Source organism: Micropruina sp., assembly GCF_047602085.1.
GTDB lineage: Bacteria > Actinomycetota > Actinomycetes > Propionibacteriales > Propionibacteriaceae > Micropruina.
This window is the reverse complement of record NZ_JASGID010000005.1, coordinates 43513-61240: the sequence shown is the minus strand read 5'-3', so window position 1 is coordinate 61240 and position 17728 is coordinate 43513. Positions and strand designations below refer to the sequence as shown.

Below are 17728 nucleotides of genomic sequence, written 5' to 3'. Positions count from 1 at the left end.
CGAGCGCAACGGCAGGCAGAGGGCGTCCGTGCGCCGGCTCAGAAGTCCCAGTCGGAGTCTTCGGTGTTCACCGCCTTGCCCATCACGTAGGACGAACCGGAACCCGAGAAGAAGTCGTGGTTCTCGTCGGCGTTGGGCGACAGTGCGGCGAGGATCGCCGGCGACACCGCGGTGGCCTGCTTGGGGAACAACGGCTCGTAGCCCAGGTTCATCAGCGCTTTGTTGGCGTTGTAGCGCAGGAACATCTTGACGTCCTCGGTCTGCCCGAGCGGGTCGTAGAGATCCTCCGTGTAGCTCTCTTCGTTGTCGTACAGCTCGTAGAGCAGGTCGAAGGTGTAGTCCTTCAGCTCGTCACGGCGGGTCTGGTCGGCATTCTTGAGCGCCTGCTGGAATTTGTAGCCGATGTAGTAGCCGTGCACCGCCTCGTCACGAATGATCAGCCGAATGAGGTCGGCGGTGTTGGTCAGCTTGGCCCGGCTCGACCAGTACATCGGCGCGTAGAACCCGGAGTAGAACAGAAACGACTCCAGCATGGTCGAGGCAACCTTGCGCTTCTCGGGGTCGTCGCCGTAGTAGAAGTCGAGGACGATCTGCGCCTTGCGCTGCAGGTGCTCGTTCTCTTCGCTCCAGCGAAAGGCGTCGTCGATCTCGGTGGTGCTGATCAGCGTCGAGAAGATCGAGGAGTAGCTCTTGGCGTGCACTGACTCCATGAAGGCGATATTGGTGTACACCGCCTCTTCGTGCGGGGTGATCGCGTCCGGAATCAGCGATACCGCGCCCACCGTGCCCTGAATGGTGTCGAGCATGGTCAGCCCGGTGAATACCCGGGTGGTCATCAACTGCTCGTGCGGTTTCAGCGTGCGCCAACTGGGGATGTCGTTGGAGAGTGGCACCTTCTCGGGCAACCAGAAGTTGCCGGTGAGCCGGTCCCACACCTCGAGGTCTTTGTCGTCTTCGATCCGGTTCCAGTTGATCGCCTGGACGCCGCGCAGCAAGGTCAGCTTCTGAGTCATCGGTCTCTCCTTGGTTCAGGGGACGGTTCTGCTTGGTTCAGGGGACGGTTCTGCTTGGTTCAAGGGACGGTTCTGCTTGGTTCAAGGGACCGTCCCCTGAACCGGTGGGAACCGTCCCCTGAACCAAGGAACCGTCCCTGCGTTAGTCACTTGTTGGTTACAGCGCGCAACTGACGCAGCCCTCGACCTCGGTGCCCTCGAGTGCCAGTTGCCGCAACCTGATGTAGTAGAGCGTCTTGATGCCCTTCTTCCAGGCATAGATCTGGGCCCGGTTGAGGTCGCGGGTGGTGACGTTGTCGGGAAAGAACAGTGTCAGCGACAGACCCTGGTCGACGTGCTTGGTCGCCTCGGCGTAGGTGTCGATGATCGCCTCGGGGCCGATCTCGTAGGCGTCGCGGTAGTACTCCAGGTTGTCGTTGGTCAGGTACGGCGCGGGGTAGTAGACGCGGCCGATCTGGCCCTCTTTGCGAATCTCGATCTTCGCCACGATCGGGTGAATCGAGCTCGTCGAGTGGTTGATGTAGCTGATCGAGCCGGTGGGCGGAATCGCCTGCAGATTCTGGTTGTACATACCGTACTCGGCCACCTCTGCGGCCAGGGCGCGCCAGTCGTCGGGGGTAGGCAAGTCGATTCCCGCTGTGGCGAACAGCTCGGCTACGCGCTGCGTGCGGGGCGTCCAGTCACCCTCGATGTACTTGTCGAAGTACTCTCCGCCGGCGTACGCCGACCGCTTGAAGCCGTCGAAGGTGCGTCCGCGTTCACGGGCGATGCGACACGACGCCGCGATGGCATGAAACGTGACCGTGTAGAAGTACAGATTGGTGAAGTCGAGCCCTTCGGGTGAGCCGTAGTGAATCGACTCCCGCGCCAGGTAGCCGTGCAGGTTCATCGCGCCCAGGCCGATGGCATGGCTCATCGCGTTACCCCGCTCGATGCTGGGCACGCAGGCGATGTTCGACTGGTCCGAGACGGCCGTCAGCGCGCGGATCGCGGTCTCGACGGTGCGTCCGAAATGCGGGGAGTCCATCGCCTTGGCGATGTTCAGCGAGCCCAGGTTGCAACTGATGTCTTTGCCCACCTCGGTGTAGCCAAGATCTTCGGTGTAGCTGGACGGCGTCGACACCTGCAGAATCTCGGAGCACAGGTTGCTCATCGTGATCCGGCCGTCGATCGGGTTGGCCCGGTTCACCGTGTCTTCGAACACGATGTAGGGGTAGCCCGACTCGAACTGAATCTCGGCCAGGGTCTGAAAAATTTGCGGGCGTTGATCTTGGTCTTGCTGATCCGCTTGTCGTCGACCAGCTCGTGGTACTTCTCGGTGATCGACATCTCAGTGAAGTCAACACCGTAGACGCGCTTGATGTCGTAGGGGCTGAACAGGTACATGTCGTCGTCGTCGCGAGCAAGCTGAAAGGTGATGTCGGGAATCACCACTCCCAGCGATAGCGTCTTGATGCGGATCTTCTCGTCGGCGTTCTCGCGCTTGGTGTCGAGAAACCGCATGATGTCTGGGTGGTGTGCGTGCAGGTACACCGCGCCGGCTCCCTGCCGGGCGCCGAGTTGGTTGGCGTAGCTGAACGAGTCCTCCAGCAGTTTCATCACCGGGATCACGCCCGACGACTGGTTCTGGATCTTCTTGATCGGCGCGCCGGACTCGCGAATATTGGTCAGCGACAGCGCCACGCCGCCGCCCCGCTTCGACAATTGCAAAGAGCTGTTGATCGCCCGCGCGATGGACTCCATGTTGTCTTCGACCCGGAGCAGAAAGCATGAGACCAGTTCGCCGCGCGATGCCTTGCCGGCGTTGAGAAAGGTCGGGGTGGCGGGTTGAAAGCGTCCGGCCATGACTTCGTCGGCGATCTGTTCGGCCAACTTTCCGTCGCCGTCGGCCAGGGTGAGTGCGACCATGCACACCCGGTCTTCGAAGCGCTCCAGGTAGCGGCTGCCGTCGAAGGTCTTCAGTGTGTACGAGGTGTAGTACTTGAACGCTCCCATGAATGTCGGGAAGCGGAACTTGGCTGCGTAGGCGCGCTTGAACAACGACTTGACGAAGTCGAAGTCGTAACGGGCCAGCACCTCGGCCTCGTAGTAGCCCTGCTCGACCAGGTAGTCGAGCTTCTCTTTCAGTGAGTGAAAGAAGACCGTGTTCTGGTTGACGTGCTGCAGAAAGTACTGGTGCGCGGCTTGGCGGTCAGCATCGAATTGAATGCGCCCGTCGGCGTCGTACAGGTTCAACAGCGCGTTGAGCGCGTGGTAGTCGACCTCGCCCGAGACGTGCTCTAGGCCGGTATCGGTGAGCAGAGTGGTAGCCATTGCGTAAGCCCTTCACGGACGGCCTCGACGTCGTCGGGCGTCCCCATCAGTTCGAACTGGTACAGGTGTGGCACCGCGCACTTGCGGGCGATGATCTCGCCGGCAATGCAGTAGGCGGCGCCGAAGTTGGTGTTGCCGGCCGAGATCACTCCGCGCAGCAGGGCCCGATTGGCCGGGTCGTTGAGAAAGCGGATCACCTGCTTGGGCACCGCGCCGGCTCCGTTGCCGCCCCCGTAGGTGGGGGCGATCAGCAGAAACGGTTCGGTGACGCTGAGGTGGGGTTCGGTGGCGCGCACGGGAATGCGCAGTGCAGGCAGCCCGAGCTTGCCGACGAAGCGGTGGGTGTTCTCGGAGGTCGAGCTGAAGTACACGATGGGTGCCATGCCGCTTCCTCTTTCGAACTCGCCCACGGGGACGTCCGCTGTGCTGGTTGCTGACGTCAGGCGGCCGCGACCCGGGCTGCGGTCGCCTTGATCAGGTCGGGACGGAACCCCGCCCAGTGATCGTCGTCGGCGAAGACCACGGGCGCCTGCTGATAGCCCAGTTGCATCACCTGGGCCAGGGCCTGCTCGTCGAGCGACATGTCCACGACGGCGTACGAGAGGCCGGCCCGGTCGAGGGCGCGGTAGGTGGCGGTGCACTGCACGCACTGGGGCTTGCTGTAGACGGTGATCGTCATCGTGGCGAGTCCTTTCGGGGGAGTGGCTTACACCGTTGTAGTTACATCGGCGCGACAGATGAGGACGCTACACCTATGGGTTAAGTCTCGCAAGCACCACTAGATGTAGTGTTTCGCGAGTCTTGATGTGAGAAGGTCAGAACCGTCCGACATGTGGCTCGGCGTTGCGGCAAGACCTAAGGCGTGCTTGCATCAGACAGCCGCAGTGAACGGGAACCCGGTGTGAATCCGGGGCTGTCCTCGCAACTGTGAGTGGAGAGTCGGCATTCGAAACGCCACTGGAGTGCGCTCCGGGAAGGCGAATGTTCGGCGGTGACCCACGAGCCAGGAGACCGGCTGCGGCTTTCGCTCGATGACCTCCACGATGGATGGAGGAGGAAAGGAACTCCCATGCCCGCACTCTTCGATGTGCCCGCGCGCGCCCTTACCGGGGGCGCCCGATGATCGCCGCCGGCAACCTCGGCTTTCCCCGGATCGGTCGCGACCGGGAACTCAAATGGGCCCTCGAGAAATACTGGCGCGGCGACCTGACGGCGCCCGAGCTGGCCGGCGTCGCGGCGCAGTTGCGCGCCCGGCACTGGCGCCTGCAACAGGACCTCGGCATCACGCAGGTGCCCAGCGGCGACTTCTCGCTGTACGACCAGGTGCTCGACACCGCAGTGGCGGTAGGGGCGGTACCCGCCCGGTTCGGCGATCGGTTCGACCTGGCCGGGTGGAGCGCAGAGGCGCTCACCAGCTACTGCACGATGGCCCGGGGTGGCCAAGGCGTGCCCGCGCTCGAACTGACCAAGTGGTTCGACACCAACTATCACTACCTGGTGCCCGAACTCGAGCCCGGCCAGAGCTTCGGCTACACCTCGCGCTCGACCGCGGCCATGGTGCGTGAAGCGCTCGGGCTCGGCATCGTCACCAGACCGGTCGTGATCGGGCCGCTGACCTTTCTGCGGTTGGCCAAGCGCACCGACGCCGGCCCCACCATCGAGTTGCTCGAGGCGCTGCTGCCCGCCTACGCCGATTGGCTGGCCGACCTGGTGGCAGCCGGTGCCCGCGACATCCAGTTGGACGAGCCGGCCCTGGTGCTCGACCTGAGCCCCCAGGAGCGCGCCGGTTATCGGCATGCTTATCGTGTGCTGCGCGAGGCCGTCGGCGACGCGCGGCTGACCGTAGCCACCTACTTCGGCGCGCTCGGCGACAATCTGTCGCTCGCGACGGCGTTGCCGATCGACGAACTGCACGTCGACCTGGTGCGTGCCCCCGGCCAGTTGGACGACCTGCTGGCCGCCGCGCCCGCAGCGCTGGCCTTGTCGCTGGGCGTGGTCGACGGTCGCAACATCTGGCGCACCGACCTGGAGGAGGTGTACCGGCGACTGCAGCCGCTGCTCCAGCGGCGCGACCCCGATCTTCTTGCGATCGCCCCGTCGTGCTCGCTGCTGCACCTGCCGGTCGACCTGGCCGGCGAGAGCTCTATCGATGCCGAACTGGCCGAGTGGCTCGCCTTCGCCGCCCAACGGCTCGAAGAGGTGGCGCTGCTGGCCCGAGCACTCGACGGCGACGCCGCGGCGCAGCTTCGGCTCGGAGAGAGCAGCGCCGCGCTGCAACGCCGCCGCAGTTCGTCCAGGGTGCTTCGGCCGCAGGTGCGGCGCCGGGTCGCCGACCTGACGCCGCGGGCGCTGCAGCGCGCCGCGCCCTACCCGCAGCGTGCGATAGCCCAGCAGGAGCGACTGGGGCTGCCACCGCTACCCACCACCACGATCGGCTCGTTTCCACAAACGGCGCAGGTGCGGCGACTCCGCGCCGCACACCGCCGCGGCGAGGTCGACAACGGCGAATATCGCGCGGGTCTCGAGGCGGCCACCATCGACTGCATCCGACGGCAGGAGGCGCTCGGGCTGGACGTGCTGGTGCACGGCGAGTTCGAACGCACCGACATGGTGGAGTACTTCGGTGAGCGGTTGGACGGCTTCGCCACCACCACCAACGGCTGGGTGCAGAGCTACGGCTCGCGCTGCGTGAAGCCGCCGGTGCTGTTCGGTGACGTGGCACGTCCGGAGCCGATGACGGTGGGGTGGTCGCAGTTCGCGGCCGGGCTCACCGACCGTCCGGTCAAGGGCATGCTGACTGGCCCGGTCACGATTCTGCAGTGGTCATTCGTGCGTGACGATCAATCCGAGGCGACGACCGCTGCCCAGGTCGCTCTGGCTCTGCGTGATGAGGTGCTCGATCTCGAGACGGCGGGGTTGCCCATCGTGCAGGTGGACGAGCCGGCGTTACGCGAAGGGCTGCCGCTGCGGAAGGCAGACCGGCCGGCCTACCTGGCCTGGGCCACCGACGCCTTTCGGCTGGCCGTCGGCGGGGTGCGCGACAACACGCAGATTCACACTCACATGTGCTACGCGGAGTTCGGCGACGTATTGCCGGCCATCATCGCCCTCGACGCCGACGTGATCTCGCTGGAGGCGTCCCGATCGGGCATGGCCCCGCTGGCTGAACTGGCCGAGGCGGAATACCCCAACCAGGTTGGCCCCGGGGTGTGGGACATTCACTCGCCCCGGGTGCCGGCCGCTGCCGAGTTGGACGCCCTACTCACTGCGGCGATCGCCGCCCTCGGTGGGCAGCGGCTGTGGGTGAACCCGGATTGCGGGCTGAAGACGCGCGCCTGGCCCGAGGTGGAGGCGTCCCTGGCGGCGATGGTCGGGGCTGCGCGACGGGCCCGGGTGGCGATAGCGGCGCTCTGAGATCGGCCGGCGGCGCCATTCAGTGGCGCCAGTTCGGCAGTGCCTCGGTTCGGTCATGAGCCTGGGGCGGGTGGGCGCTCACCCGCCCCAGGCGGTTCAGGGGGCTGGGCTCAGCCCAGCGACTTGGCCTTCAGCGCGTCGAACTCCTGCGCCGTGATGGTGCCGGCGTCGAGCAGTGCCTTGGCCTGCGCGATCTCACCGGCGGCGCCACCCGAGACCGACCGGATGTAGTCGTCGGTGGCAGCCTTCTGGGCCTGCATCTGCGAGGATGCGCGCTCGGCCATTCCACGGCCGCGGGCAATCAGGTACACCAGGGCGGTCAAGAAGGGGACGAAGATCAAGAAGAGCAGCCAGATCGCCTTCGCCAACCCCGACAGCTCACGGTCACGGAACAGATCGGTGATGATCGTGAACAGCGCCATCAGCCAGGCGAAGAACACGAAGATGGTGAAGAACATCCAGACAAAGTCCCAGACGTTGGACAGAAAGCTGAGCATGTGGGTTGGAGCCTTTCGATTGCATGCGTTTAGGGCGCGACAGGCCAGTGGCGCTGTCTACGCCTAATCAACGCTAGGGGGCTCCCGCTCCGTTGGGTACCCTCACATCTGAGGGTTTGTTGGCGCGGGGGCCGCCGGGGCGATGGTCCGGCCGCAATGGCTCGGTGCGGGGCAGCGTCGGCGGGTTGCCGCCGCTGCGGGCGGCTCGGCGGTGGGGGCGGCTCGGCGATCCGGGCCGATCAACCGTCGGAGGCGCGTTCGGCCAGCCGGATCGCGCGCCGTCGCTCAGCCTTCGCCCAGCGCTCCTGCTGCAACTGCGTGACCGGGTCGAGCTGGGGCACTGTGACCGGACGGCCCTCGGCGTCGCGGGCCACCATGGCGAAGTAGCAACTCGTGGTGTGCCGACGCACTCCGGTGACGATGTCTTCGGCCTCCACCCTGATGCCGACCTCGAGCGAGGAGCGTCCGGTGTGGTTGACCGAGGCCAGAAACGTGACCAGTTCGCCCACGTGCACGGGTTGCCTAAATGACACCCGGTCGACGGCGGCGGTCACGCAGTAGTGCCGGGTGAACCGGCTGGCACACGAATAGGCCACCTGGTCGAGCACCTTGAGCAGGTGGCCGCCGTGCACGTTGCCGGCGAAGTTCGCCGTTTCGGGCGTCATCAGTACGGTCAGGGTCAACTCGTGTGGTGCTGGGTCGTCCGTCGGCACGGGGTCACTGTAGAGCGATGACGGGGCTGCCGCCGGGGGCGTCCATGCGGCGTGAGCTGTGGTGACGAGGCTGATCGGTGGGTGTGCCGTGACCGAGGTTCGGAAGGCGGCGCGAATGACGAAACCGGAGTGTGTCTGGGGATCACCCCGTATCTGGCCGGGCTGCCGCTCGTCGGTCGTCGCATGGTGGTGGTCGGCGGGGACGGGTCGCGGCCCGGCGGGTTTCGACGCTGATCGAAGCCGGTGCCGAGGTGGTGCTGATTGCGCCCGACGTGCACGAACGTGTTGAGGCGCTGGCCGCGGACGGCCTGCTGGCGTTGTGTCGGGGCCGATCTGCCGTCAAAGACCTGCAGGGTGCCTGGTAGGCGCTGAGAAGTTGCTGATCAATGCGCCTACCGCTGGTTGAGCCTGTCGAAACCCCTTGCCACAGCGTTGAGAAGTTGCTGATCAATGCGCCTGACGCTGGTTGAGCCTGTCGAACCCCCTTGCCACAGCGTGATGATCGAGGCCTCGACGAGCTCGACCAGCGAAAAGGCAGCGATCCCCTCGCGCTGACGGACTGCGCCGAGGCGAATGCGGCCGTGGTGGTCGAGGCCGACTCGCGGCTCACGTTCTGCGTGCGTGGCGACCGGGCCGACGAGCGGTCATGGACCCCGGCGTCCGGGCACGTGGCGGGGTGACCGTCGCGGCAATCACCAGGTTTTGAGCCTCTGCGTGCCCGGCGCATTCGCGATCGGCTGGTCGAGGTGGTGCTGGGTGAGGGGTTGTGAACCGTTCGGAACCGTCCCTGAACCGGATTTCGGGAAACGCTGAGCTTCGTGGTCGAAGGTCGTCCAGATTTCGGAATATGTCGCTCTGAGTCGAGGGTTCGCCGAACTTCTCACCCCACGGCGGGCCCGAAGTGGTACTGGGCTGCTGACCCGGAGATTCGCCGAATCCCCCCATCCCGATCCGCGCGAAGTCGCGGCCCGTCGCCGGCACGTGGTGTCGATGTAGCTCAACCAACGAAGGGTTGCGCTGTTCGGTGCTTCTTCAGCGGCCCAGGGCGTGAATGCTTAGGGCTGAAGCAACCGCCAGTTCGAGGTTCCGGGGCCCGTCGCGTAGTGCGGTGACCAGGTCGACCGGCCCGCGCACGATCGACTGCACGGCGACGAAACCGCGACCCACGAGTTCTTCGGCTCCCTCGCCCAGGTTGCCGGCGAAGGCGATCACCGGTACGCCGTGGCGGGCAGCGACAGCCGCCACCCCTGCGGGGGTCTTGCCGGCCAGGGTCTGCCGGTCGAGCGATCCTTCGCCGGTGAGCACCAGGTCGGCGCCCCGGACGGCCTGGTCCAGCCCGGCCGCCTCGGCCACCACCTCGACGCCAGGTCGCAGTGTCGCGCCCAGGGCCAGAAACGCGGCGCCGAGGCCACCGGCCGCCCCAGCGCCTGACCGGTCGCGGACGTCCGGGAGCCCCGCGGCGGCCAGCGCGTCGGCGATGCCGGCCAGTACGCCGTCCAGCACCGGAACCTGCAGGGGGCTCGCCCCCTTTTGCGGTCCGAACACCGCTGCCGAGCCGGACGGCCCCAGCAACGGGTTGGTCACGTCACAGGCCAACTCGACGACCACCTCGCGCAGCCGCGGGTCGAATGCGGTCAGGTCGACCCGGTCGAGGGTCAAGAGCGATTGTGGCCGGGGCAGCAGCACGTGGCCGGCCGCGTCCAGCCAGGCCGCGCCCAGCCCGGCGAGCAGCCCGGCGCCGCCATCGGTGGTCACGGTGCCGCCCAGCCCGACGATCAACCGGGTTGCACCGGCGTCGAGTGCGTCGACGACCAGATCGGCGACGCCAGTGGAGGTGGCCAGCATCACATCCCGCTCGCCGGGCTCGATCAGGCCGATCCCCACGGCGGCAGCCACCTCGATCACCGCCAGGCCGTCGGGGGCCAGGCCGTAGCGGGCCTTGATCGGGCGACCGAGCGCGTCGGTGGTGCGAACGGTGCGCCAGCCGCCCTGTAAGGCGGCCATCAGGGCTTCGGTGGTGCCCTCGCCGCCGTCGGCCATCGGCACCTCGACACAGGCCGCCTGCGGGTGCACGGCCCGCACGCCACGCGCCATGGCGGCCGCCGCCTCGGCCGCGCTCATCGACTCCTTGAATGAATCGGGGGCCAGCACGATCCTCATCGAAGCGATCCGCCTTTCGGGTGACGCGGGTGTACTCGCATCATCGCGCATCCGTGGGCGATTGTGGCCGGCGCCATTCGCCGTCCCGGGGACGGTTCCGGATGGTTCAGGGGACGGTTCCGGATGGTTCAGGGGACGGTTCCGGATGGTTCAGGGGTCGGTTCCATTCGGTTCACTGCGCTGCTTCGCAGCAACAGTTTCCGGCCCGAGCGGTCGGCCCCGCTACGATCGAGACTTTCCCGGCCGGACGAAGGTGACTCAGGCGTGCCCAGCGGTATGAACGACCACATGCAGCCCGACAGCGTGGACGAGGGCAAGAGCCTCGACCTGGTGCAGCGGCTGCTGGTCTCGATGCTGGTCGGCGGCATCGTCGGCTTCGTGGCGAGTGTGCTGGCGCTCTACGTCTCGACCCGCGCACACACCGACCTGCCCCGCGACTCGCAGATCGGGCTGTGGGTGATGACGGGTGTGATCGGCCTCTGCGGGTCCGCTGCGGTGCTTGTATTGAACCGCAAGCGTCCTTGGCACCCGGCCGTCGTGCTGGGCCTCGCGCCCATGGTGGTCGCTGCCTTCTGGGTGTTCCGGTAAGAGATTCCGCAGGCTGCGGACCTGTCGCTGTCGAACGTTCCATCCTGCCCGGTAGCTACGCCTTGGTGTCGGGCTCACGAGGGTTCAAGCATGGCTGGTCGACGGAGCGTCGGGGGAGGGGACGATCCGTCGACTGCCCGCGTCGAGGCGTCCATCGGTCTGCGGGTTCTGATGCCACAGCGCCCGATGACATTCTCAGTGCCGCGAGTGCCCTGTGGATCTGCCTGTTCGGTGGAGCGTTGGCCCTGGTGCCGGCGTAAGCCCGTGATCGGCGGCTGTGCCCTCAGAAGGCCCCGCAAGCAATAAGCGCCACACCGCACAGGCTCCGAACCGGATGGCGGAACCCTATGGGGCAGCCGCGATCCATCGGCGTCGTGCTCAGGCTCTGAGCAGTCACTCTCGGACCACCTGTGGGCTGGCGTTACCGATGACTTCGCAAGGTTTCACAGTGGAAGACAGAGCCCTGGGACACGCCAGCATCGAAAACATGGCCCCATGCCGATTGAGCGGAGCACTCCAGCGATGTGCTCGCACTGGTGCCAGATCGCGACCCACTCGTCGCGGTCTCGAGCAGCGAACTCGCGAACCGATTCCGCATCGTCGACGACAGAAGCAAGGTCTAGGCGAGGTTCGCGGTGCACGTCGGTGGCCTCGCCGAGCGGCACATTCCAGTAGAAGTCATCCGCGAGGAGCACCTCGGCGCCGAGCTTCTTCTCCACTGCGTCCAAGAGCCTGGCAGTAGCCGTCCGCAAGGCGGCCACCGGGAGGGTTGTCGTGGTCATGCGAAGACCATGCCACCAGCCGAGCCGTGTTGGACTGCAGACCTGCCGCCGTCGCGACCCCAGCCTCCTGGTCGCTATGGCCTGATGCCACGATCACTAGTGTTTAGCCATGGCAGGTCGAGCGAGCGTCGGGGGGCGGGAAGATCCGTAGGTGGCCCGGGTTGAAGCGATTCTTCGGGCCGCGGGTTCCGGAGCGACAGCAACAGCGCCAGAGGACATTCCCCGCGCCGAGAATGCCCTGTGGATCTGCGCGTGCGTGACAATCGACGACGCGCCTACGTGGTTGATTCACGATGGCGGGGGCGCAGTCAGTTGGTGCCGTGTGCCGGACGACGTCGAGCCCATGGATCTCGTTGATGCGCGAACGAGCGCAGGCGGCCATGCCAGCCCCGAGGACGTTCTGCTCTGGCTCGAGGGCAAAGCTGATGGCCCCTGGGGAGGCGATGCGAGCGGCTGGGGTCAGGTGGCTGCGGTTGAGGAACTCGGTCGCAGGATCCGCCAACTCGCAGAATGACTGCGGGGGCAGTCAACTGAGCAGCGCGCCCAGCGTCCTCAAGCTCGGGCCATCCCGTTTACGACTTCGCTACTCGAGTTCGAACGTCCGGTTCGTCGGCGAGGCGTTCACCTTCTGAGGCGTCCGCCCTCATGAGTAGCACGTGCAGATATAAGTGGAGCAACCTACAGTTGCAGGTAGAAGGCACCGTTAGTCTTTGTGCCAGGTGGATTGGACCCGTGATGACTGCAACTGATCGTACGAGTCGTGTGTTGACGACTGCTCGCGAGGCGAGACTTGCCCGCGATGTTCTTGAAGGGCTTGAGGGTCCTCAAGGATCGCTTGCGGTGGAACGCGATGGTCGGCGCACTGTGGTGGTCCCTCCCGAGATCGGCAGGCTGCTTCAGCACGTTCTAGATGTCATGGCGCGCGGTGGGACTGTGACGATTGGCACGGTGCCCGAAGTGCTGACGACGTCGACTGCCGCAGGCATTCTCGGGATCTCGCGACCCACGTTGATGAAGATGATCAAGGAGGGTTCCATCCCCTCCCACATGGTCGGTACCCATCATCGGCTTACAGCTGAGGACGTCCGGGCCGCTCTGCGGGCGCGCCGAGCTCACGAGCGAGCCGCGTTTGAAGAGCTCATGAAGCTCGAGGGCGACGAGGATTGATTGCCTCAGAATGTCGGCCTGGTTCGTTAGCCTGCAGGCGTGCATGGACCAATGAACCAGGTCGTCTTCGTTGACGCCAACGTGTGGTTCTCCCGCGCGCTTCGGGACTGGATTGGCTTGCTTTACACGACGCCGGACGCGGCCCCGTTTGAGGTCAAGTGGACCGAAGATGTGCTGGCTGAGGTTCTCTACCACCTGCGCCGGAAGCATCCGGAGTGGGCCGGCAGCCGCATCACCGGTATTCGTGACCGCTTGGCGGCCACGTTCGAGGTCGGTCGCGTCGACGACTTCACGCTTGGGGACGACTACAAGGGTGGAGATCCATTCGACGCGCATGTCCATGCTGCGGCAGTGGCCTGTCGCTCCGACATCTTGCTGACTACGAACGTTGCTGACTTCTACTGGGACGACAACGAGTCGTCCTACGAGGTGATGACGCCAGACGAGTTCCTCCTGCTCGTCGACGACTCATCGCCTGAGCTCGTCGTCGAGGTGACGGTGGCGAGGTGTCACTACTGGTTCCAGCTGAATGGCGAAGCGAACCTGCCAAGCAAGCTCCGGGCAGCGGGTTGCCCCGGGTTCGCAGAACGCGTCCGTCTTCATCTGCTGTCAAATGGAGACAGGATCCGCGCGGCCACATCTTGACCTCTCACGGCGCCTCATCAAGTCACGGCGCAGGTGGTTTCGCGATCATTGATCCATCCCCGGTAATTCGGATTGACCGGATGGGACAGCCGCAGGTTTGGTGCGTTGCGGTTTCGTGGCCGGTTGAGGCGTCCAGTCCTGGCCGGTGGCCAGCCTCGACATGCATTGGGCGAGCTGGGCGTCGCGGTCGGCGGCCACATGCTGGTAGCGGATCGCCATGTTCGGGGTGGAGTGCCCGATGCGTGCCTGCAACTCGGCCAGCGTCGCGCCGAGCTGAGCGGCGAGGGTGGCGCTGGCGTGCCGCAGGCCGTGGATGGTGAGCCCCGGAACGCCGATCGCGGCCTTGCCCTTGTCGTGGGCCTCGCGCAGCACACTGTCGCTGAGCGGTGAGACACCGTCGCCGGCCGGGAAGAGCAGCGCGTCGCGGGCGCGTCTCGGTTGGGGGCGCAGCCACTCACGCAGAGCGGGCAACAGGTGCGGCGGGATCGTGACATCGCGGACGCCGGCGGCGGTCTTGGGTGGCCCGATCAGCAGTCGGCCCTTGAGCCGGACGACCGCCTGCCGTACCCGCACCACGCCGGGGTCCAGGTCGAGGTCACGAACGCGCAGCGCCCGCACCTCGCCCGAACGCAGCCCGCACCAGCCGGCGAGCAGCAGCGGCGCCCGGCGGGCTTCGGGAACGGCTGCCAGGGAGGAAGTCGAGCTGCTCGACGCTCAGCACCTCGATCTCGCGGGCGCGGCTCTTCTGGCCTCCGGCCTTCACCCGGCATGGATTGGTGGCGATCAGACCGTCCTCGACGGCGTCCTTCAGGATCGACTTCAGCAGGCCGTGGGCGTTGGCCTGCTGGGTCGGGGTCGCGTTCATCGATCGGTACCAGGCGGTCACGTCCGCCACCGAGATCTCGGACGGCTGTCGATCACCGAAGGCCGGCACGATGGCCAGCCGCAGCAGCTTCTCGTACAACGCGACGGTGGCCGGACGCAGCCGGCGGCGTCCGATCACGGTTGCGGCGTACTCGGCGATCGTGGGTGGCTTGGCGGTCGGCGCGCTCGGAGCCGGTGCGGGTGGCTGCCATTCACCCCGGCTGATCAGTCGCACCTGCGCGGCCAGCCAGGCCTCGCCGTCCATGCGGGCGACGAACGTTGACGGGGCGCCGTGGCGGATCAGGTCTGGGCCGGTGAACCTGGCCCGGAACCGTCCGCTGGGCAGCTTGGAGATCTCGCCGAATGTGCGCTTCCCGGCGCCACGACGGCTAGCCATGGAGTGCCCCTTCCCTCGCACTCTTGAGGGGGTCGAGCGTGCCGATCTCGGCCACGTGAGCGGCTGAATCGGGGCACTCTGGTTCCCCACGACCGGCGTGTCGTGGGGAATACGTGGGGATTGAAAGGCCCAAAACGGGCAGACCTGTCCACACCTGTCCAGCAGTGGTGGAGGTGAAACACCTAGTCAAAAGACATTTTGCCGCGTTGAAGCGACCTAAGAATTTGTGTCCGAGAGAGGACTTGAACCTCCACGCCCGATAAAGGGCACTAGCACCTCAAGCTAGCGCGTCTACCTATTCCGCCACCCGGACAAGGTGTCCGCCCGGCGCGCCGGGCAACCGGACAAGCATATCGACCGGCTGAGGGCTGCTCAACTTGACGACGAGACTCACGCGCATAGCCCGGGATGAGGTCTGTGCCGCGCCGAAGAATGTCCGCGCGATGGAGCGCCGGGGTCTGCGCCTCTGCGCTGGTTGGTCAAGGAAGTGCTGATCAACGCAATCATCACTGCCTGATCCTATCGAAACCCCTTGCCAGAGCGCTATATCCGAGGTTTCGACAAGCTCGACCAACGAAAACCGGCGCGTCCTTAAAGGTTGTCCGGCACCCGCTTCGGCAAACGGGTTGCGGCAAGATGGGCTCCATGACCGTCCAGAGCAATCCCGCGGCCGAGGTCGTGCAACTGTGCAGCGAACTCATTCGCATCGACACCTCCAACTACGGCCCCGAGGGCTCGAAGGGGGAGCGGCCGGCGGCCGAATACTACGCAGAGAAGCTCGCTGAGGTGGGCATCGAGTCGCAGTTGTTCGAGGCCGCCCCAGGCCGCACCACCCTCGTCGCTCACTGGCAACCGGAGGGCTGCGACGACTCAGTGCCGCCACTGCTGGTGCACGGCCACCTCGACGTGGTACCCGCGCAGGCATCCGACTGGCAGGTCGACCCCTTCGCCGGCGAGGTGACCGACGGCTGCGTGTGGGGCCGCGGTGCTGTCGACATGAAGGACTTCGACGCCATGGTGCTGTCGGTCGTGCGTGATCGGGCCCGCACAGGACGCGCCCCACGGCGTCCGATTCGGCTGATCATGACCGCCGACGAAGAGGCCGGCAGCCGCGTCGGGGCGCACTGGCTGGTCGACAACCACCCCGAACTCGTCGCCGACTGCCCCGAAGCCATCGGCGAGGTGGGCGGGTTCTCGCTCACCGTGCGCGATGACTTGCGGCTCTACTTGGTGCAGGTGGCCGAGAAGGGCCTGGCCTGGCTCAACCTGATCGCCGACGGCACCGCCGGGCACGGGTCGATGCGCAACTCCGATAATGCGGTCACGGCTCTGGCCGGGGCCGTCGCCCGAATCGGCGCCTACGACTGGCCGCACCGCATTCACCCTGCTCAACAGGCATTTCTCGACGCGGTCGAGAACGCTCTCGGGGTTGAGATCAATGCCGACTCGGTGGAGGAGTCTCTGGCCCGGCTGGGCACCGTCGCCCGCATGGTCGGCGCGACCATGTCGAACACCGCGAACCCGACCATGCTCGCCGCGGGCTACAAGGTGAACGTCATTCCTGGCCAGGCGGTCGCCGCCGTCGACGGCCGGTTCATTCCCGGCTACGAGCAGGAGTTCTTCGACACCATCAGCGAGCTGCTCGGTGGCCAGGTGCGTCACGAGATCATCGCCCGCCAGGACGCCGTCGAGACCGAGTTCTCGGGCGCACTGGTCGCGGCGATGCAGTCGTGCCTGGCTGCCGAAGACCCGCACGCCCAGGCCGTGCCGTACCTGATGAGCGGTGGCACCGACGGCAAGGCCTGGCAGAAGCTGGGGGTGCGCTGCTTCGGTTTCGCGCCGTTGCAGTTGCCGGCAGACCTCGACTTCGTGGCCATGTTCCACGGGGTGGACGAGCGGGTGCCCACCGCGTCGCTGGAGTTCGGGGCCCGGGTGCTCGACCGGTTCTTCGACCAGGCCTGAGGGCTGCCGACTCCCGTCCGCCGAATCGGGCGGCGAGTACCCCGCACCGAGTCAGCGGAGGCCGGCTGACCTGAAAAGTTCGCACACGTCGGGCGCGCCAAGGGGTGACGCGGCGTACGACTGGTCACTGGTGCGAAGTTTTCAGGTTCGGTTCGGCCAGTGCCCGGTTGCGCACCAGTTGCTGAACCGCCGTTAGGGTGTGCTCGTGGAACGACGGGCGGTGGGCACCAGTGGTTTGCAGGTGTCGCGGCTCGGCCTCGGCACCCTCACCTGGGGGCGCGACGTACCGCCACCGCAGGCGCGCGAGCTGCTGCGCGGCTTCGTGGGCGCCGGCGGCAGCCTGGTCGACACCGCCGCCGCCTACGGCAACGGCGAGGCCGAGCGAATCATCGGGCGGCTGATTCACACCGATCTGACCCGCGACGACCTGGTAATCGCAACCAAGGCCGGCTTCGGGGTGCGTGACGGCAAGCGGGTCGTCGACACCTCGCGCACCGCTCTGCTTGCCGATCTCGCCGGCTCGTTGCGCCGGCTGCACACCGATCACGTCGACTTGTGGCAGTTGCACGCTTGGGGTGAGGCTCCGCTGGAGGAGTCTTTGGCGGCGATCGACCACGCCGTGGCGGCCGGCATGGTGCGCTACGCCGGAGTCTCGAACTTCGTCGGCTGGCAGACCGCCCAGGCCGCCACCTGGCAGTCGGCTTTTCCCGGACGGGCTCGCATCACCAGTGCGCAGGTGGAGTACTCACTGCTGGCTCGCCGTGCCGAGGTGGAGGTGATTCCGGCCGTCCGGGCGTTCGGGCTGGGTCTCTTCCCCTGGTCGCCGTTGGGTCGGGGGGTGCTGGCCGGACGGTACCGTTCGGGCTTGCCGCGCGACTCTCGCGGTGGCCAGCCGCACTTCGCGTGGTTCGTCGAACCGTATCTTGAAGCCCGTTCCCGCGCGGTGGTCGAGGCGGTGGCCACGGCTGCGGACGGCCTCGACCTGAGTTGTGCGCAGGTGGCCCTGTTGTGGGCCCGGGACGCACCCGGCGTGACCTCCCCGCTGATCGGCCCCCGGACGTCCGAACAGTTGGAGCAACTGCTGCAGACCGAGGAACTGGCGCTGCCCGATGAGATCACCAGCGCACTGGACGACGTGAGCGGCGGTCCGAACGTGGCCCGATGAACGGTTCGGGTCGGTGCTCGTTGGTTCAGGGGACGGTTCCCGTTGGTT

General features: G+C 66.3%; 17 protein-coding genes, 1 tRNA gene, 1 pseudogene and 1 riboswitch. Of the genes and pseudogenes, 8 read left to right on the top strand and 11 right to left on the bottom strand.

What is annotated here, in order from left to right:
- Nucleotides 1-38: 38 nt before the first annotated feature.
- From nrdF to nrdH, 4 genes and pseudogenes are all read right to left on the bottom strand, one after another.
- A complete protein-coding gene (gene nrdF / locus QM721_RS09170; RefSeq protein WP_415121169.1) occupies nt 39-1013 on the bottom strand; it encodes a class 1b ribonucleoside-diphosphate reductase subunit beta in 975 nt (324 codons plus the stop codon).
- 157 nt (nt 1014-1170) lie between these two features.
- Nucleotides 1171-3326: pseudogene (gene nrdE, locus QM721_RS09165) on the bottom strand (class 1b ribonucleoside-diphosphate reductase subunit alpha).
- A complete protein-coding gene (gene nrdI / locus QM721_RS09160) occupies nt 3293-3709 on the bottom strand; it encodes a class Ib ribonucleoside-diphosphate reductase assembly flavoprotein NrdI (RefSeq protein ID WP_415121167.1) in 417 nt (138 codons plus the stop codon). Before nrdI ends, nrdE begins: the two are co-directional and overlap by 34 nt.
- 56 nt (nt 3710-3765) lie before the next feature.
- Nucleotides 3766-4005 carry a glutaredoxin-like protein NrdH gene (gene nrdH, locus QM721_RS09155; protein WP_415121165.1) on the bottom strand — a complete coding sequence of 80 codons (240 nt, stop codon included), beginning with the start codon at nt 4003-4005 and terminating at the stop codon, nt 3766-3768.
- Nucleotides 4006-4191: 186 nt separating this feature from the next.
- A riboswitch (cobalamin riboswitch) is annotated at nt 4192-4361 on the top strand.
- Between the two features lie 84 nt (nt 4362-4445).
- Between nrdH and metE the strand changes: the two genes are divergently transcribed.
- A complete protein-coding gene (metE, locus tag QM721_RS09150) occupies nt 4446-6740 on the top strand; it encodes a 5-methyltetrahydropteroyltriglutamate--homocysteine S-methyltransferase (protein ID WP_415121163.1) in 2295 nt (764 codons plus the stop codon).
- 110 nt (nt 6741-6850) lie between these two features.
- On the opposite strand, the gene QM721_RS09145 is transcribed toward metE, so the two are convergent.
- Both QM721_RS09145 and QM721_RS09140 read right to left on the bottom strand, forming a co-directional pair.
- Nucleotides 6851-7237 carry an SHOCT domain-containing protein gene (locus tag QM721_RS09145; protein ID WP_415121161.1) on the bottom strand — a complete coding sequence of 129 codons (387 nt, stop codon included), beginning with the start codon at nt 7235-7237 and terminating at the stop codon, nt 6851-6853.
- A 239-nt stretch (nt 7238-7476) separates the two neighbouring features.
- Nucleotides 7477-7950: an acyl-CoA thioesterase gene (locus tag QM721_RS09140; protein WP_415121159.1), complete on the bottom strand. Its 474-nt coding sequence runs from the start codon at nt 7948-7950 to the stop codon at nt 7477-7479.
- Between the two features lie 131 nt (nt 7951-8081).
- Here QM721_RS09140 and QM721_RS09135 point away from each other — a divergent pair, with 131 nt between their 5' ends.
- Together QM721_RS09135 and QM721_RS09130 are read left to right on the top strand one after the other, a co-directional pair.
- Nucleotides 8082-8315 carry an NAD(P)-dependent oxidoreductase gene (locus QM721_RS09135; RefSeq protein ID WP_415121157.1) on the top strand — a complete coding sequence of 78 codons (234 nt, stop codon included), beginning with the start codon at nt 8082-8084 and terminating at the stop codon, nt 8313-8315.
- A gap of 120 nt (nt 8316-8435) precedes the next feature.
- Nucleotides 8436-8630 carry a hypothetical protein gene (locus tag QM721_RS09130; RefSeq protein WP_415121155.1) on the top strand — a complete coding sequence of 65 codons (195 nt, stop codon included), beginning with the start codon at nt 8436-8438 and terminating at the stop codon, nt 8628-8630.
- Between the two features lie 352 nt (nt 8631-8982).
- Here the strand turns inward: QM721_RS09130 and QM721_RS09125 are convergent, their stop codons facing one another.
- Nucleotides 8983-10110 carry a glycerate kinase gene (locus QM721_RS09125; protein WP_415121153.1) on the bottom strand — a complete coding sequence of 376 codons (1128 nt, stop codon included), beginning with the start codon at nt 10108-10110 and terminating at the stop codon, nt 8983-8985.
- A gap of 264 nt (nt 10111-10374) precedes the next feature.
- On the opposite strand from QM721_RS09125, the gene QM721_RS09120 reads away from it, so the two are divergent.
- On the top strand, nt 10375-10698 hold the full coding sequence (locus QM721_RS09120) for a hypothetical protein (protein ID WP_415121151.1): 324 nt from the start codon (nt 10375-10377) through the stop codon (nt 10696-10698).
- Nucleotides 10699-11141: 443 nt separating this feature from the next.
- On the opposite strand, the gene QM721_RS09115 is transcribed toward QM721_RS09120, so the two are convergent.
- Nucleotides 11142-11480, bottom strand: coding sequence for a hypothetical protein (locus QM721_RS09115; protein WP_415121149.1), 339 nt, complete (start codon nt 11478-11480; stop codon nt 11142-11144).
- 840 nt (nt 11481-12320) lie between these two features.
- Between QM721_RS09115 and QM721_RS09110 the strand changes: the two genes are divergently transcribed.
- A complete protein-coding gene (locus QM721_RS09110; RefSeq protein WP_415121147.1) occupies nt 12321-12647 on the top strand; it encodes an excisionase family DNA-binding protein in 327 nt (108 codons plus the stop codon).
- Nucleotides 12648-12698: 51 nt separating this feature from the next.
- On the top strand, nt 12699-13292 hold the full coding sequence (locus QM721_RS09105; protein ID WP_415121145.1) for a PIN domain-containing protein: 594 nt from the start codon (nt 12699-12701) through the stop codon (nt 13290-13292).
- Nucleotides 13293-13337: 45 nt separating this feature from the next.
- Here QM721_RS09105 and QM721_RS09100 read toward each other — a convergent pair whose 3' ends face one another.
- The 3 genes from QM721_RS09100 to QM721_RS09090 all read right to left on the bottom strand — a co-directional run bounded on the left by QM721_RS09100 (nt 13338) and on the right by QM721_RS09090 (nt 14866).
- Complete coding sequence (locus QM721_RS09100) at nt 13338-13910, bottom strand: tyrosine-type recombinase/integrase (protein ID WP_415121143.1); 573 nt, start codon at nt 13908-13910, stop codon at nt 13338-13340.
- Entirely contained in the window at nt 13888-14553 is a 666-nt protein-coding gene (locus QM721_RS09095) for a hypothetical protein (RefSeq protein WP_415121141.1), read from the bottom strand. Before QM721_RS09095 ends, QM721_RS09100 begins: the two co-directional genes overlap by 23 nt.
- A gap of 227 nt (nt 14554-14780) precedes the next feature.
- Nucleotides 14781-14866 (bottom strand) — tRNA-Leu (locus tag QM721_RS09090).
- A 323-nt stretch (nt 14867-15189) separates the two neighbouring features.
- On the opposite strand from QM721_RS09090, the gene QM721_RS09085 reads away from it, so the two are divergent.
- Together QM721_RS09085 and QM721_RS09080 are read left to right on the top strand one after the other, a co-directional pair.
- A complete protein-coding gene (locus QM721_RS09085; protein WP_415121139.1) occupies nt 15190-16515 on the top strand; it encodes a M20/M25/M40 family metallo-hydrolase in 1326 nt (441 codons plus the stop codon).
- Nucleotides 16516-16720: 205 nt separating this feature from the next.
- Nucleotides 16721-17680: an aldo/keto reductase gene (locus QM721_RS09080; protein WP_415121137.1), complete on the top strand. Its 960-nt coding sequence runs from the start codon at nt 16721-16723 to the stop codon at nt 17678-17680.
- The last annotated feature ends 48 nt before the right edge of the window (nt 17681-17728 follow it).

What these genes read in the sequence shown, in the direction of transcription:
- nrdF (WP_415121169.1), bottom strand. Translation starts at nt 1,013, where the DNA reads ATGACTCAGAAGCTGACCTTGCTGCGCGGCGTCCAGGCGATCAACTGG.
- nrdI (WP_415121167.1), bottom strand. Translation starts at nt 3,709, where the DNA reads ATGGCACCCATCGTGTACTTCAGCTCGACCTCCGAGAACACCCACCGC.
- nrdH (WP_415121165.1), bottom strand. Translation starts at nt 4,005, where the DNA reads ATGACGATCACCGTCTACAGCAAGCCCCAGTGCGTGCAGTGCACCGCC.
- metE (WP_415121163.1), top strand. Translation starts at nt 4,446, where the DNA reads ATGATCGCCGCCGGCAACCTCGGCTTTCCCCGGATCGGTCGCGACCGG.
- QM721_RS09145 (WP_415121161.1), bottom strand. Translation starts at nt 7,237, where the DNA reads ATGCTCAGCTTTCTGTCCAACGTCTGGGACTTTGTCTGGATGTTCTTC.
- QM721_RS09125 (WP_415121153.1), bottom strand. Translation starts at nt 10,110, where the DNA reads ATGAGGATCGTGCTGGCCCCCGATTCATTCAAGGAGTCGATGAGCGCG.
- QM721_RS09115 (WP_415121149.1), bottom strand. Translation starts at nt 11,480, where the DNA reads ATGACCACGACAACCCTCCCGGTGGCCGCCTTGCGGACGGCTACTGCC.
- QM721_RS09105 (WP_415121145.1), top strand. Translation starts at nt 12,699, where the DNA reads ATGAACCAGGTCGTCTTCGTTGACGCCAACGTGTGGTTCTCCCGCGCG.
- QM721_RS09095 (WP_415121141.1), bottom strand. Translation starts at nt 14,553, where the DNA reads ATGGCTAGCCGTCGTGGCGCCGGGAAGCGCACATTCGGCGAGATCTCC.
- QM721_RS09085 (WP_415121139.1), top strand. Translation starts at nt 15,190, where the DNA reads ATGGGCTCCATGACCGTCCAGAGCAATCCCGCGGCCGAGGTCGTGCAA.